The sequence below is a fragment of the Dokdonia sp. R78006 genome (assembly GCF_042466145.1).
Lineage (GTDB): Bacteria > Bacteroidota > Bacteroidia > Flavobacteriales > Flavobacteriaceae > Dokdonia.
Genome location: NZ_JAXHBU010000001.1, coordinates 2,492,735 through 2,506,993, shown reverse-complemented (window position 1 = coordinate 2,506,993; position 14,259 = coordinate 2,492,735). Strand labels below are relative to the sequence as shown.

Here is a 14,259-nt window from a genome sequence, read left to right as displayed (position 1 = left end):
TATTTAAAGTTCACAACCCCCCGTTAAGACTACTTAACGAATAATTACAACTTAATCTGTAACGTCGTATAAAAAGTAACCGGTTCTGCTGGTATAATCCCAGGGCCAGGATATCCTGTAGCACGTCTCGTGAAGTAAGACTCATCTAGTGCGTTATTTAATCCAGCCTCTAGTTTAAAACGCTTCCAAGTATATGCCGCCGAAATATCTAGTACACCGTATGAAGGTATTGTTCCCTCTATACCACGCTGATTGTCATTTACATCTTGTGGTGCATTTGACGCATCTGTAAATTGCTCTGTAAGATATGTGTACTGCACACTTCCTGTGAAGTTTTTATATCCAAAATTTACCCCAGTTTTAAAGTTTACACCTGGAATAAACTCTACTTCATTACCCTCTACACCATTTGCATCAGAGCTTAAATATTCTGAGCTTGTAAGCGCTAGGTTTGTAAAGAGCTTAAGTTTATAATTTGATTGGTCTTCAAAAAATGTGTTTTTTATATTCCAATCTGTAAAAAATTCTAGGCCGTAAATAAATGCATCTCCTATGTTGCCACGACGTCTCTTTATACTATTATCTGTATCTTCAAAAAGCACTTCCCCTAAGCGGTCATCATATCGCACACCAAACAAACTAAAGTCATAAGCAAACTTGTTGTCTATACGACCCCTAGCCCCTAAGTCAACGGTAAATCCCTCCTCATCAGTTATATTTTCATCAACTACAAATGATGGATTTGTAATTCTAATATCATTAAATGTAACAGAACGATAATTCTGGCTAAAGTTCCCGTACAATTCAACTGCTGGAGATAGATCATATGTTACGCCTGCACCTAACAGTAAAAAATCACGGTCAAAAACTCTATTATCTGCTATATCCTCATTTACAAGTAAATTACCCGCTAGGTCAACAACTACATTATTAAAAGAGCCTGCACTCTCCGTTTTGATTTGCTCATATCTAAAACCTGGAGTTATAGAAAGTCTGTCTGTAACATTAAAAATGTTTTCCCCAAAAATAGCTAGGTTTCTATTAGGAAAATCAAATTCAGATTGACGATCATAATTAGGAAACTGCTCTGTAGCAAAACTAAAATCTGCATCTGCAGCCGTAGTTCCAGGCCCTTGCTGCTGACTGTTACTTGCATCATAATATTTACTTCCTATCAAGAAAACGGCATCCTTCTCTCCTATCTTATATCTCGTAAGCAAGCGTGCTTCTGCACCCCAATTTGTAAAGCTATCTACAAGAAGTTCTCTAGGTTCTTCTAGATCATCTGGCTGTGATACTCTATTGGTTCTAAAACCTACTGCACTACGTTGTGCGTCTAGTCCAAACACATTTAAACTAAAATCTGTTTTATTACTAAAGGCGTGATCTAGGCGTAAAGAATATACTTTCCAGTCTACATCAAACCAATTGCGATCACGGTTACTAAAGTTAGGATCCTCTATAAATTGAGCGTCTGTGAGACCTCCAGCCTGTTTGGCTAGATAATTAAACAAGGTTAATTCTCCAGTTATTTTAGTATTCTCACTAAGCTGGTATGCTGCGTGCGCAAAGTAATTACGGCTATTAAACTGAGAGTTAGGTCTCCAACCATCTCCTTCTTTGTAATTGAAGTAGGTGTAATAACTGAATTTCCCCACCGTACCACTTAGACTATTAAAGGAAGTAAGTAACCCGTAAGAACCCGCAGTCTGTCTCGATATCAATTCGATTTTCTTGTCTTTTACTGGCTCTCTGAATTTAAAATTTATCAATCCGCCAAACTGTGTTCCATATTGCAATGATGCAGCACCACGCACTACTTGAATTTCTTTAAGAGCCTCTGCCGGTGGCGTGTAGTAACTCTCTGGATATCCAAGAACGTCTGCACTTATATCGTAGTTATTCTGTCTAATATTAAAGTTGGCAGAGCGGTTAGGATCTAACCCTCTTCCACCTATATTGAGTTGCAATCCAGCATCTCCATTCTCGTAAATGTTGAGCCCTACTACCTGACTATAGATCTGTCTAGGTGCATTTGCTGCAAGGTTTGCTGTAAGTTGGTCTACAAGCACCACTTCACTCTTTTTACCAGCATAAATTGCTGTTCCCTCTACTTTTTTAAGTGAGCGTAAAGCGAAAATCTTCTCGCGACGACTTGTAAGCACCACTTCAGAAAGTGATTCCCCTAGCTCTTGAAGTGTATAATTCTTAGTCACATTGCTTGTAATAGAAACCTGGTCTTCCACAAGCTCATAAGCAAAGCCAAAAACAACTACGGCATAGTTTCCAGATGGCACATTCTCAAATGAAAAAGCCCCAGAAGCATTTGTGGTAACTACCATATTTGCCTGGCGCACATAGACCTCAACCTCAGGAATACCAGCACCTGTGGCGTCTGTTACTTTACCTGAAAATGTAAATTGTGCACTCGTAGAAAGAGCACATAAAATCAATAATAACGTACTATAAACCTTTAATTTCATCTGTAAATGGTATAATCCAATTTTTATGAGCAAATGAATCTTCTATTTGCGCGAGATCCATTTTGGGATCAACATAAGCGGTACTTAACCTTCCATTGAGAGCAACATAAGACTCAACGTAGACTTCTACCTCTTGATGACCTTGCCCCTCAAAATGGTCGCGAAGATAGTGAGCATATTCTAAAATAAAGTCTGGTTGGAAACTCATTTGCTTTTCTTGCAGTGGCGTTAAGAAATCTGTGTTATCTACATAAAATCGCTTTCCGCTCACACCGTCTACTATTTTGAATTGTGCATAGCCAGATTTCTCCATAAGCATCACTCTCCATGAGAATCTGTAACCCTCTTCTGTCCAGAATAACTCCCCAGGATATGCTAGATAGCGCCATGGCAAAAGTAGTTGGATTACAAAAAATACTACAACAATGACTACAGAAGTCTTTGCTAGATTAGGATTTTTAGGTGTAAAACGCTCTGTAGTTTCTAATAACTGTTGTGGGTATTTTACCGCTTTCGCGAAAGCGTAAATAATCTTTTTATGAAAACCTGCGTCAAAGAAAATCAACGCGCTCACTATCATCACATACGGAAACATCCCGATAGGAAATAGCACTCGTGTGAGCACATGGAAAATAATAACCATGACAAATGCGTAAGGTCTCGACTTGCGCCAGAGCAGAAAAAATGGAATAAATAAATCATAACCTGCTCCAAACCAACTAAAAGCATAATGCACCCATTCTTGACCCAACAAATCGCCTATAAACGGAATATCAAATTTAGAAGGTAACCAGATTTTAAGCGGCATAGCCTTTACAAGCCAGTCGCTATTAAGTTTTGCTAGGCCAGCATAAACATACACTATCCCCAGCAGCAGTTTGATACTATCAATTGTCCAACGAGGCACAAACTGGATGGGTGTAGCTGTACGCTTTCGCGAAAGCTGTAATGCATCGATCGAAAAATAAGAGCCAGCTGGTATGAAAATCATCAGGAAACTAAGCATGCTGATGAAGTAGTAGTGATTGAGATACATGGTTTTATCCATGAGCTCTATGTAAGTAAAGCTTAAAAAGAAGACAATGATTGCCAAACGGTATTTATAACCGAAGGTTATCATGATCGTACTCAACACACATATCCCAAATAATAAATAGGTATAATTCCCAAAAGGACGCACCCACTCAAAACCATAAAATGTAAAATGGAAGGATGGCGTAATGTAAAATTTTTCAATCCACCCGTAACTCCAAAATCTGATGAGACTGGCAAACATGAGCAACCCAAAAGACACACGAAAGACCGCTAGTGGTGCGGCCTCTCTTTGTGTATTTAAATATCTTTTGACTTGTTGTATCATCTAAGATCTAATCTCCGTCTGCATCTGCAAAATCAATACTAATGCTCATCGCGCTTACCATATCTACTTTAAGAAGTGGTACAAGACGTTGTACTTCATTATAAGACTCTAAGAATGTAGAAGGAGGATTTTGAGAAAGTTCGCTTTCAAAACTACCTAAAGCCGTTACAGAAGCACGTGCAACATCAAACTGATTATTAATAATCGAACTTAAAAATATATCACCTTCTATAGCGTTAAGCTCATCTAGGTATGATGATAAGCTTTCGCCTTGAGCGCTCGTGTTATAAGCTATTCCATTAAAGAAATCTTGAGTTGCATCTAGACCTGCTAAGAATAATTCTTTAGAAAGATTGCCTGCATACAGTGCTTCTAGATTGCCAACTTCTACATTACCAGAAAATACGCCTCCAGGAATTCCCATTTTACCAGCACGTAAGAACTTCTCGTAATAGAATATGTAATCATTTACAAAACGATCTGTAGACGCCGTCGCCGAAGCTCCATCGTTTTCTATAAATGCAGCTCTGTAAGAACCTTGCCACTCGCTTAATACTGATGCTGTAAGTTGCTTCATATCTGCAACTACATCATTAAGATATTGCTTGTAAGCAGCTCCTTCTGCTCCATTATAAACTGCAAGAATCGCAGTCTCGTCTACTCCTAGACCGTATAATAAGTAATCGATTGCTGGAAAACCTTTGGCAGAGCGGTTTGATGAAAGTCCGAAATCATAAGAACCGTTATCAATGTTACTCTCTATGGTTGTTACATTTGCTGGGTAAATATTTACATTAAGGCGTAGGTTAACCGTTTCGGCTGGGCCTATTTCAAACATAGAAACTCGTTGCCATGTTTTGTAAGCGTCTAACCATGCGGCACGCACTGCGGTAAGATCACTAGCATCTGCAGTAAATGCTGCTGTTGCGCTTTCTAACGTATTTACCTTTGCACTAAAGTCTACATAACCTGGCACAATAATATTATCTGCCCAGTTAGTAAGCATCGCGCTACGATCAAAGTTACCTGTGTTATCTGTTCCACTATCGTCTGTTGTAATGGTTGTATCATCACTACCACATGCATAAAAGAACAAAGCAATTGCTATAATTCCAAAAATCTTTTTCATAGTTAATTCTTCTTTTTACCACCAAAAGGGAGCCAATGGGCTCCCTGTTAATAGGTGTTATTTCTTATTAGCTTCCTGCCTGCTCTAATGTGAAGTCAAAACGATCTGTTATCGTAGTTGATATCAAATCAAGGGTTGCTGGTGTAACTTCCCAAAGTCCGTTACCAGCTGTAAGTTGGCTTACGATTCCCTGTACTTCTTCTCTAGATAAGTATGGTGCATCTGTATCAGGGTTACGTGTAAATTGTAAGCTATATACAAATCCAAAACCTTCTGATAGATCATGAAATGCAGTTCCAAAATTACCTGCCTCTATCGCATTTTTACCTTGTTGTAAGTAATAAACTGCACGAATCCCTACTACCTCAGAGATTTTTGTTCTTAAGATTTCTGCTTGCTCATCTCTTAATTCGTAATCCTTTGCAACAATTGCTGCACGACCTAGTTTAAAAGCATCAAACACATCTTGAGCAATACCTGCAAAGTCTTCATCTCCTTCTACACGACCTAAATATCTGTTTAAAAAGAAATCATCTGTACCTATAGTAGCATTTGCATTTGCTGGATCTGCACTGTTACCAAAAAGGTAACCAAAAGCCTCATCCCACTTGTGCTCCATGTCTGTATAAACTGCTCCTTCTACAAGTACATCTGTATCATTATCTGCTACATTAGTACCAGCGTCTAGTACGTTTGTACCTAAATAATTGTTAAGCATTTGATCTACCATAAGTGACCCTATAAGACTCTTTGCAACTACTTGGTTATATTCAAAACCATTTGCTGCAACGTAGCGAGTGCTTTCTCCATCTGCTATTTGACCAGCAACACCTATAGAAGCTTGTGTATTTTGAGCTGGAAATACTTCATTTATTTGTGTTGTGAAGTGTGACTCTATATATGCTTTGATTTCAGCAGAGGCTGCTGCATTTGTAGAAAAGTAATCTGTAGATGCAGCTACTTTGCTTTTTACACTCTTGTCAGACGCATTTAAATCTGCATCCTCAAAAGGGTTGTTCTCATTTGCAAACATGTCTGTTAATGATGCTATAGAAGCATTATCAAAGTCGCTCATCTCGCTCACAATTTCTTGTGCCATTGCGATGCGTGTTGTTTGTCCTGAGAAGCTTACTGTGCTTTCTCCATTTCTTTCAAAAGAATAAGTTGCTGGTGCAATTACTTCAATTTCTTGTTCGATTACTGGGCTATCGTCATCTTCACATGATGTAAAGGCGATTGTCGTAATTGCTAATGCTATTGGTAAGAAGTTTTTCATTTTTATTTAGACTTAATATAAATAGTTAATTTGTTTACGACGGCAAAAATAATAGTCATTTCTCGTTCTCGCAAGCTTATTTAGAATAAATAAGAATAAGAATGTGTTAAAATTGATTTTTGCTAGTTTTACTGTACCACCATCTCCCTCTGTATCTGGGTTCGAGCTTCTTTTGCCCAATTTTCTAAAAGCTCTTTTTCTTCGTCAGATAAGTCTCCATGAAGCAATGTATATGATTTTAAAGGCATTTCTCCCTCTTCTACTTCTTCTATAAGCTCATCTAGTTTATGGTCTTTTTTCTTAAGGGAATAGTTATTCCACTCTTCCACATCAAAATGTCTTTTACCATCTTCAATGTGATCGTTAACCCAATAAGATAAAGGCGCTATATCTGCATACCAAGGATATGTGGTTACACCACTATGACAATCATAACAATTGTTGCTGAATATCGCTCTCACCTCTGCAGGCATATTAGTTTCTGTTTCAAATGCATCTATAGCGAGATAATTACCTTCTTGCTTATCTGGTCTAATAAATTGAATAACTACAAGCGCTATAAGTGCAATGATCAAAAAATATCGAAGAATCTTCATAATATGGTTGTTTGTATTATGCAGCAAAAATAATACGTAATTGAAAAAGAGACAACCTTATCTTTAATTATTCTAAATAAGTTTAAGGATAATAAAGTTTTCTTAACATACGCTTTCGCGAAAGCATAAAAAAACCCCTTATCCATACAGATAAGAGGTTTCATATTTATTAAAGAAAACTATTAACGTCTTCTTGAATTTTTATTTCTGCTATCAGAACTTTTACTTCCTCCAGTACTTTTTCCTCGTGCTCCACCATTACGTGAGTTACGACGTCCTTGCTGGTGTCTTGCTTTATTTTCGGCAGCTTCTTTTTTGATCTGCGCTAGTGTATCTGTTGGCTGAAAACCTTCTAATACTTCGCTATGTAGCTTTTCTCCTAAGAGTTTTTCTATTCCTCTTACGTATTCTACCTCATCTACACCTACTAGTGATATTGCTTGACCACTTGCTCCTGCTCTACCTGTACGACCTATACGGTGTACATAATCTTCTGGCACATTAGGAAGCTCATAGTTAATTACATAAGGTAATAAAGGGATATCAAGACCACGAGCTGCGATATCTGTTGCTACAAGTACGCGTACTTTCCCACTCTTAAAACCAGCAAGTGCTTTCACTCTCGCGTTTTGAGTTTTATTACCGTGTATTGCTGCAGATGAGATTCCGTCTTTTTCAAGTTTTTCAGAAAGTCTATTTGCACCGTGCTTTGTTCTTGTAAATACAAGTACTTGATCCCAGTTTCCTTCTCTTATAAATTTGATAAGCATTTCTGTTTTACGAGACTTATCTACTCTATAAGATTTTTGATCTACTTTCTCTGCAGTAGTGTTTTCTGGTGTTGCTTCTACTAATACAGGATTAGTAAGAATGCTACTAGCAAACTTCTTAATGTCTGTATTAAAGGTTGCACTAAAAAGGAGGTTCTGCCTTTTCGCCGGAACCATTTTTAGTACTTTTTTAATATCGTGTATAAAGCCCATATCAAGCATACGGTCTGCTTCATCAAGTACTAGAAACTCTACATCAGAAAGGCTTAATAAACCTTGGTTTTGTAAATCTAATAATCTACCAGGAGTGGCAACTAGAATATCTACGCCTTGACGTAAGGTGCGTACTTGTGGGTTTTGGTTCACTCCTCCAAAGATGACCATAGATTTAATATCTACATACTTACTGTACTCTAATACATTCTCTTGTATTTGTGCAGCAAGTTCTCTTGTAGGCGTAAGCACAAGTGCCCTTATCTTACGGCGTCCTTGTCTTGGGTTATTTATGAGCCTATGGATCATAGGCAATGTGAATCCTGCAGTTTTTCCTGTTCCTGTTTGTGCACTTGCAAGAACATCTTTGCCTTGAAGTACTACTGGGATTGCTTTTTGTTGAATAGGTGATGGCGTTGTATAGCCTTTTTCGCTCACAGCTTTGAGCAGGGCATCAGAGAGCCCTAAAGATTTAAATGACATATAAAGGTTTTGTGAAATGACCTATATGTAGTCACTTCCTTAAGGGCGCGAAGGTAGGGCTTATTTAGTTACTTACTCCGCTATTAGTAAAGTGTTGTGATTATGGACATCCTATAGACAGGAGAATCTGAGAATCACTAGCGTTTCCAAAATTTTAAACGCTTTTTAAGTCGTTTCTTTTTGTAAAATGCTTCTTGGAAGTTTTGTACCGCTGCTAGCATGGCATCAAATACTTTTTTCTCATTATCACCACTCTCTGCTGCATAAGCACCAGCCATTACTGCAATATCCTCTGGACGTGGAGATAAACGTGCAAAATTATTCATACGCGTCTCAAAATCCATAGGGCCAAATTTCATCCTATTAAGATCTACCAAGTAAAAATCATAGCCTTTATCTGTGATAACAATGAGCGTATTACCTAGAGAGTGATCAAGAAAGTGTATTCCCTTTTCATGCAAACTATACGTAAACCTTGCAAAAGCTCTTAGTATATCTTTATTCCCTAAGTAAGGAGATGCTTCACATAGCTCTCTATACGTAAGATCATAGTTGAGATGATTACTCACATAAAAACTTTGCCCAAATAACACTCCTTCTTCTTCAAAATAAGCAATGGGTTGTGGTGTAAGAATTCCGTTTTCTAAAAGCTTATGAGCATACTCAAAAGATCTCGCTGCTTTTGAGCTACGTAGATATTTGTAAGCTATTCTATTAACAAGATTAGGAACCTTAAAAGACTTCACATTAATCACCCTTCCTCCTACTTCAAAAAGCTTTAAAGAATTGCGCTTGCGCTCATCAAACTTCTTACCCGAAGTATCAAAATCTGTAATACACTGCTTGATTGCTTCTGTATCACCCTTAAATTTTTTTGAGAAAACTATGTTCACAGATATGAGTTAGTTAAGATGGCATTTAATCTCGTTGCGTTAGAAATTCATAAGAAGTCGATCTTACGATTACAGTCGTTTACTATAAAACATCAATACATTATATCCCGCAAATATATAAAATTGCTATCCTTCCCTTTACAAAGTGCCTTAGAGTATACTAATAAAAAAAGAATAGGTTATTTTTGCAGTTAAATTTATTTGATGAAACAAGAACACGACGCAGCACTAGCCGTTTTAAAAAGAGGTGGCCTTATTCTTTACCCTACAGATACTGTATGGGGAATAGGTTGTGATGCTACAAACCCAGATGCCGTAGATAAAGTATATGCACTTAAAAAGCGCGCAGAGAGTAAATCTCTTATCTGTCTTGTAAGTGATTTTAAAATGCTTAACCAGTATATTGAAAATATTCCTGAGGTAGCATATGACATACTTAAATATGCCGCAAAGCCTACCACAATCATCTATGATGACCCTATACGCGTGGCTACTAACGTGATTGCACCAGATAACAGCACTGCCTTTAGAGTATGTCGTAATCAGTTTTGTAACTTTTTACTTAAAAAGTTTAGAAAACCTATCGTTTCTACAAGCGCAAATGTAACTGGAAAGCCTACTCCTCAAAGTTTTAGTGAGATTTCTCAAGAAATTATAGACGGTGTAGATTATGTAGTGAATTTAGATCGTGATCGCACATCAACTAAACCTAGCGCAATTATAAAACTTACAGAAGATGGTAAAGTAACCATCATTAGAGAATAATTCATTTAAGTACCTACTTTTAATTAAGTAAGCCTATCTCTATTTTTATAAAAATTGCTTGGCATGATCTCGCTTTCGCGAAAATGTGCCAAATCCACACCTTTACCTCTATTTAAATTCTAGTAATGAATCTAAAGAACGCACTCTCCCTTCCTATCTTTAACAATATTTCTAACGCCGCAGATGCACTCGAACTAGAAACCTACGTTATAGGTGGATTTGTACGCGATTACCTTTTAAAGCGTAATAAAGAAGTAAAAGATATTGACGTTGTAGCTGTAGGTAGTGGTATTGCACTTGCTCGTAAAGTATCGCAAATTTTACCAAACAAACCTAAAGTACAAGTATTTAAAACATACGGTACTGCTATGTTACGCTCTGGTAATATGGATATTGAGTTTGTAGGTGCTCGTAAAGAATCTTATGCTACAGACAGTCGTAATCCCGTAGTAGAAGATGGTACACTAGAAGATGACCAAAACCGTCGTGACTTTACTATAAATGCACTTGCTATTAAACTCAATGATAACGGTTATGGCGATGTGATTGATCCCTTTGATGGAATAAGCGATCTTGAGCGTAAGATTATAAGAACGCCCTTAGATCCAGATATCACATACAGTGACGACCCACTTCGTATGATGCGTGCAATCCGTTTTGCTTCACAGCTAGACTTCATGATTGAGCGCACGTCGCTAGAATCTATCACTAGAAATGCAGAGCGCATTAAGATTATCACAAACGAGCGCATTGTAGATGAGCTTAATAAAATAATGTTGAGCCCTACTCCTTCTAAAGGTTTTTTACTGCTGGAAAAAACAGGACTACTCCCATATATCTTACCTGAGCTTATGGCCTTGAAAGGTATAGATGAGATAGAGGGACAAAAACATAAAGACAACTTTTACCACACCCTTGAAGTAGTAGATAACATCTCAGAACACACCGATGATCTCTGGCTACGCTGGGCTGCATTGCTACATGATATAGGAAAGGCGCCAACGAAGAAGTTTTCAAAAAAAGTAGGCTGGACCTTTCATGGGCACGAGTTTGTAGGCTCAAAAATGGTCTACAAATTATTTAAACGTCTCAAAATGCCATTAAATGACAAAATGAAATTTGTTCAAAAAATGGTACTTATGAGTTCACGACCTATTGTTATCTCAGAAGATCATGTGACAGATAGCGCTGTACGAAGACTCATATTTGATGCGGGAGATCACATTGAAGATCTCATGACGCTATGTGAGGCAGACATCACCACAAAGAACCCAAAACGCTTTAAGAGGTACCACAACAATTTTAAAGTAGTACGTGAGAAAATGAAAGAAGTTGAAGAGCGTGACCACGTGCGCAACTTTCAGCCGCCAGTTTCTGGAGAGGAAATCATGGAAGCTTTTAATCTTAAGCCAGGTCGTGAGATAGGGATACTTAAGGAAGCAATTAAAGAGGCAATCTTAGAAGGTGAAATCCCTAACGAAAAGGAAGCTGCCCTTGCTTTTATGATCAAAAAAGCAAAAGATATAAAACTCATTAAATAGAGAATGTCTTCATCCAACTAAAAAGCCCTTAGCATATCGTAGATATACTAAGGGCTTTTTAATGACAATGAGTTAAATTTATCCTATTTCACACGTCTTGTGACTTCCATCACAGTATGGAGGGTTCTTTGTCATCTTACAGTTACATAAGTATGCTGTTCCTGTCTTTTCTGCTTCAAAACGTAAGCTAGGCGTACTTTCTGCTGCTTTATGTCCTCCGTCGCAAAAAGGTTGCTTCTCAGAGTGACCACAAGTACACCATGAATATTTCTTTCCTTCTTCTAGCTCTACTGCTATTGGTGCAATACCTGCTACTTTTTTATTGTCTTCCATAATTTATTAGATAATCACCTCAAAGAGTGGTGATGATTTATATTTTTAATTTGTAGCGACTTCAACTGTCTCTTCGTTATCGCCTATTACTTCACTACTCTTCTGGAACATACCAATTGTATAGTCAAGTAACTCTTTATCTCCTCTACCACCATGCCCTGGAATCACTTGCTCTACTTTTGGATAATGGCTTTGTAACCTTGTTACCGTATTTGACCACTCATCAAGATTTGCATCTGCGAGATTTCCTTTTGTTCCATCTAGCGGCTTGATCATACAACCACCTAATAAAATATTTGATGCTCGTATGTATGCAATAGAATTATCATCACTGTGAGCAGGTCCTAGATACTCCATCACAACATAACTTTCAGCTAGCTGTATGCTGTCTTTTTGTGAGAAAGGATTGCTAATAGCTATAGAATCTTTGGCTAGCAATGCTGCTGTTTTGGCAGAAGCGTAGGTGGGGATTTTTGCTTTCGCGAAAGCGTTAATACCACCAGCACCATCTTTATGGGAGTGACTCACTTGCACCCCTTTTATAGTTGCCTTTAAGTCTTCTTGTACAAATGTGATAAGCTGCTCAGAAAGCGTATCGTAAAGTGGTGTGTCAAAAATAAAAGCTTCGCTTCCTTCTACACGTATGTAACCATTACAAGGAATAAAACCACCATAACTATCTTTAAGATAAGATACATGTATGTAATCTTGTTCTGATAATTTTATGATCTCCAAAGATCTTACATATGGTTCTGGATCATACTTACTATTATCAAAACAGGAGTTTAATAGTAGTACGGCTAGACAGATCCCTAACATCTGTAGTAGTCGACACATTTCTTTACTTATTTACGTTTGTTTCTTTTGTTGTAGTTCTTATCTCCCCTAGTCTTAGGTTTCTTATATTTTTGGGCTATTTCCCTTCTATAAGCACCTCCTAAATTGACCTTAGAGTTCTTTTCACTTTTATCATGAAAAGCAGGCCCTGGAGCATCGTCATCATTTTTATTCCATCGATGCGGATTAAAAATTTCTTTTGCTTCTGGGCGTTCCTCTGGAGTTAGTTCTTTAGAAATCGCAACATCTTCTGGCAGTGGTTGAATAGCAACCTTCACTCCCATTAATGCTTCTATTTCTGCTAGGTATTCATCCTCTTCTGGAGTACTAAAAACAATAGAAACTCCTTCTTTTTGAGCACGACCTGTACGACCTATTCTGTGCAGGTAATTTTCTGGAAAACGTGGCGTGTTGATGTTGATTACATGTGTAATATCATCAATATCAAGACCACGTGCCATTACATCTGTAGCTACCATCATACGTACCTTCCCTTTTGCAAAGGATTTAATACTATTGATACGGTAGTTTTGCGTTTTATTTGAGTGTATAAGATCTACATCACCCGGAAAAGCCTCTTCTAATTTTGAATAAAGCCTGTCTGCCATACGTTTGTCACGCACAAATAACAGCACCTTAGGATACTTATTTGAAAATGCAAGTTCTTCTAACAAGAAGTTCACTTTCGTATAAAAGTTAGGCATTTTATAACCTATCTGTGTAATGTTTTCTAGCGGTGTACCACTTTTTGCAACCTTAATAAATTGAGGCGCGCTAAAGTAATCTTTTATAAGTGCATCTACATCTTCTGTCATCGTTGCACTAAACATGATATGCTGGCGACGCTTAGGTAGAATATCAAAAATATTCATGAGCTGCGGTCTAAAACCTAGATCAAGCATCACATCTACCTCATCAATCACCACTTTCTGGATACTCTTGAGTTGTAATACTCTACTCACCGCAAGGTCATAAAGCCTTCCTGGAGTAGCAACCACAATATCTTGTCCTTGAGCAATAAGTGCTTTTTGAGTATTAATATTTGCACCTCCATATACACCAGCAACGCGCACATCAATGTACGTTGTAAGCTTTTCTAGCTCACTTACCACTTGCAGCACTAATTCTCTTGTAGGGACAAGGATAAGTACACGCGGATTCTCTTGACGAGAATATGGTAGTGTTCTAAGTATAGGAAGTAAGTACGCGTAGGTTTTACCCGTACCTGTTTGTGCAATCCCAACCACATCTCCACCAGACATAACTGGAGCGAGTGCATCCACCTGTATAGGAGTAGGTTGAGTGAATCCCATATCGTCTAGGGCATTCCACAAAAATTTATCGAGATTGAGGTCTTTAAAAGTCATAGCTATAAACGCGAAAATACCTCTTTTTTAAAGATTGACAGTACTTTAGAGCGTATTATCGGCTTAAAAGTATATCATTTGTGGGTATTACCTCGTTTTAGAATTTGGTCACACAATAAATAATCAGCAATCTTCTTTTGGGATAGAATTTTCAGAACTATACTAAGTCTCAATAATGAAACTATAACACATAAAATAAGCACTCACGATGAT

The 14,259-nt window shown here is 37.7% G+C and carries 12 protein-coding genes; 2 read left to right on the top strand and 10 right to left on the bottom strand.

The genetic code is table 11. The features are described from left to right. Positions 1-44: 44 nt before the first annotated feature. From SJY37_RS11185 to SJY37_RS11155, 7 genes are all read right to left on the bottom strand, one after another. Entirely contained in the window at positions 45-2,483 is a 2,439-nt protein-coding gene (locus SJY37_RS11185; RefSeq protein ID WP_298324293.1) for a TonB-dependent receptor domain-containing protein, read from the bottom strand. Then, positions 2,464-3,843, bottom strand: coding sequence for an HTTM domain-containing protein (locus tag SJY37_RS11180; protein ID WP_298324291.1), 1,380 nt, complete (start codon positions 3,841-3,843; stop codon positions 2,464-2,466). The genes SJY37_RS11185 and SJY37_RS11180 overlap by 20 nt, the downstream gene beginning before the upstream one ends. A gap of 7 nt (positions 3,844-3,850) precedes the next feature. Beyond that, entirely contained in the window at positions 3,851-4,972 is a 1,122-nt protein-coding gene (locus SJY37_RS11175; RefSeq protein WP_298324288.1) for an imelysin family protein, read from the bottom strand. Positions 4,973-5,039: 67 nt separating this feature from the next. Beyond that, entirely contained in the window at positions 5,040-6,248 is a 1,209-nt protein-coding gene (locus SJY37_RS11170) for a DUF4856 domain-containing protein (RefSeq protein ID WP_298324286.1), read from the bottom strand. Positions 6,249-6,376: 128 nt separating this feature from the next. Then, on the bottom strand, positions 6,377-6,844 hold the full coding sequence (locus SJY37_RS11165; protein ID WP_298324284.1) for a heme-binding domain-containing protein: 468 nt from the start codon (positions 6,842-6,844) through the stop codon (positions 6,377-6,379). A gap of 182 nt (positions 6,845-7,026) precedes the next feature. Next, complete coding sequence (locus SJY37_RS11160) at positions 7,027-8,310, bottom strand: DEAD/DEAH box helicase (protein WP_298324281.1); 1,284 nt, start codon at positions 8,308-8,310, stop codon at positions 7,027-7,029. 137 nt (positions 8,311-8,447) lie between these two features. Further along, a complete protein-coding gene (locus tag SJY37_RS11155) occupies positions 8,448-9,203 on the bottom strand; it encodes a Kdo domain containing protein (protein WP_298324279.1) in 756 nt (251 codons plus the stop codon). A gap of 204 nt (positions 9,204-9,407) precedes the next feature. On the opposite strand from SJY37_RS11155, the gene SJY37_RS11150 reads away from it, so the two are divergent. Continuing rightward, positions 9,408-9,968 carry an L-threonylcarbamoyladenylate synthase gene (locus SJY37_RS11150; protein ID WP_298324276.1) on the top strand — a complete coding sequence of 187 codons (561 nt, stop codon included), beginning with the start codon at positions 9,408-9,410 and terminating at the stop codon, positions 9,966-9,968. A 125-nt stretch (positions 9,969-10,093) separates the two neighbouring features. After that, the gene (locus tag SJY37_RS11145; RefSeq protein WP_298324274.1) at positions 10,094-11,509 is read left to right on the top strand and encodes a CCA tRNA nucleotidyltransferase; all 1,416 of its coding nucleotides are present in this window, start codon (positions 10,094-10,096) and stop codon (positions 11,507-11,509) included. 78 nt (positions 11,510-11,587) lie between these two features. Here the strand turns inward: SJY37_RS11145 and SJY37_RS11140 are convergent, their stop codons facing one another. The 3 genes from SJY37_RS11140 to SJY37_RS11130 are packed head-to-tail and all read right to left on the bottom strand — an operon-like array spanning position 11,588 to position 14,046. Beyond that, positions 11,588-11,842 carry a CDGSH iron-sulfur domain-containing protein gene (locus SJY37_RS11140; protein ID WP_013752448.1) on the bottom strand — a complete coding sequence of 85 codons (255 nt, stop codon included), beginning with the start codon at positions 11,840-11,842 and terminating at the stop codon, positions 11,588-11,590. Between the two features lie 45 nt (positions 11,843-11,887). Then, a complete protein-coding gene (gene bla, locus SJY37_RS11135; RefSeq protein WP_298324266.1) occupies positions 11,888-12,679 on the bottom strand; it encodes a subclass B1 metallo-beta-lactamase in 792 nt (263 codons plus the stop codon). 8 nt (positions 12,680-12,687) lie between these two features. Continuing rightward, complete coding sequence (locus SJY37_RS11130; protein WP_298324264.1) at positions 12,688-14,046, bottom strand: DEAD/DEAH box helicase; 1,359 nt, start codon at positions 14,044-14,046, stop codon at positions 12,688-12,690. Positions 14,047-14,259: the final 213 nt, after the last annotated feature.

What these genes read in the sequence shown, in the direction of transcription:
- SJY37_RS11145 (WP_298324274.1), top strand. Translation starts at nt 10,094, where the DNA reads ATGAATCTAAAGAACGCACTCTCCCTTCCTATCTTTAACAATATTTCT.
- bla (WP_298324266.1), bottom strand. Translation starts at nt 12,679, where the DNA reads ATGTGTCGACTACTACAGATGTTAGGGATCTGTCTAGCCGTACTACTA.
- SJY37_RS11170 (WP_298324286.1), bottom strand. Translation starts at nt 6,248, where the DNA reads ATGAAAAACTTCTTACCAATAGCATTAGCAATTACGACAATCGCCTTT.
- SJY37_RS11185 (WP_298324293.1), bottom strand. Translation starts at nt 2,483, where the DNA reads ATGAAATTAAAGGTTTATAGTACGTTATTATTGATTTTATGTGCTCTT.
- SJY37_RS11140 (WP_013752448.1), bottom strand. Translation starts at nt 11,842, where the DNA reads ATGGAAGACAATAAAAAAGTAGCAGGTATTGCACCAATAGCAGTAGAG.
- SJY37_RS11130 (WP_298324264.1), bottom strand. Translation starts at nt 14,046, where the DNA reads ATGACTTTTAAAGACCTCAATCTCGATAAATTTTTGTGGAATGCCCTA.
- SJY37_RS11175 (WP_298324288.1), bottom strand. Translation starts at nt 4,972, where the DNA reads ATGAAAAAGATTTTTGGAATTATAGCAATTGCTTTGTTCTTTTATGCA.
- SJY37_RS11165 (WP_298324284.1), bottom strand. Translation starts at nt 6,844, where the DNA reads ATGAAGATTCTTCGATATTTTTTGATCATTGCACTTATAGCGCTTGTA.
- SJY37_RS11160 (WP_298324281.1), bottom strand. Translation starts at nt 8,310, where the DNA reads ATGTCATTTAAATCTTTAGGGCTCTCTGATGCCCTGCTCAAAGCTGTG.
- SJY37_RS11150 (WP_298324276.1), top strand. Translation starts at nt 9,408, where the DNA reads ATGAAACAAGAACACGACGCAGCACTAGCCGTTTTAAAAAGAGGTGGC.
- SJY37_RS11180 (WP_298324291.1), bottom strand. Translation starts at nt 3,843, where the DNA reads ATGATACAACAAGTCAAAAGATATTTAAATACACAAAGAGAGGCCGCA.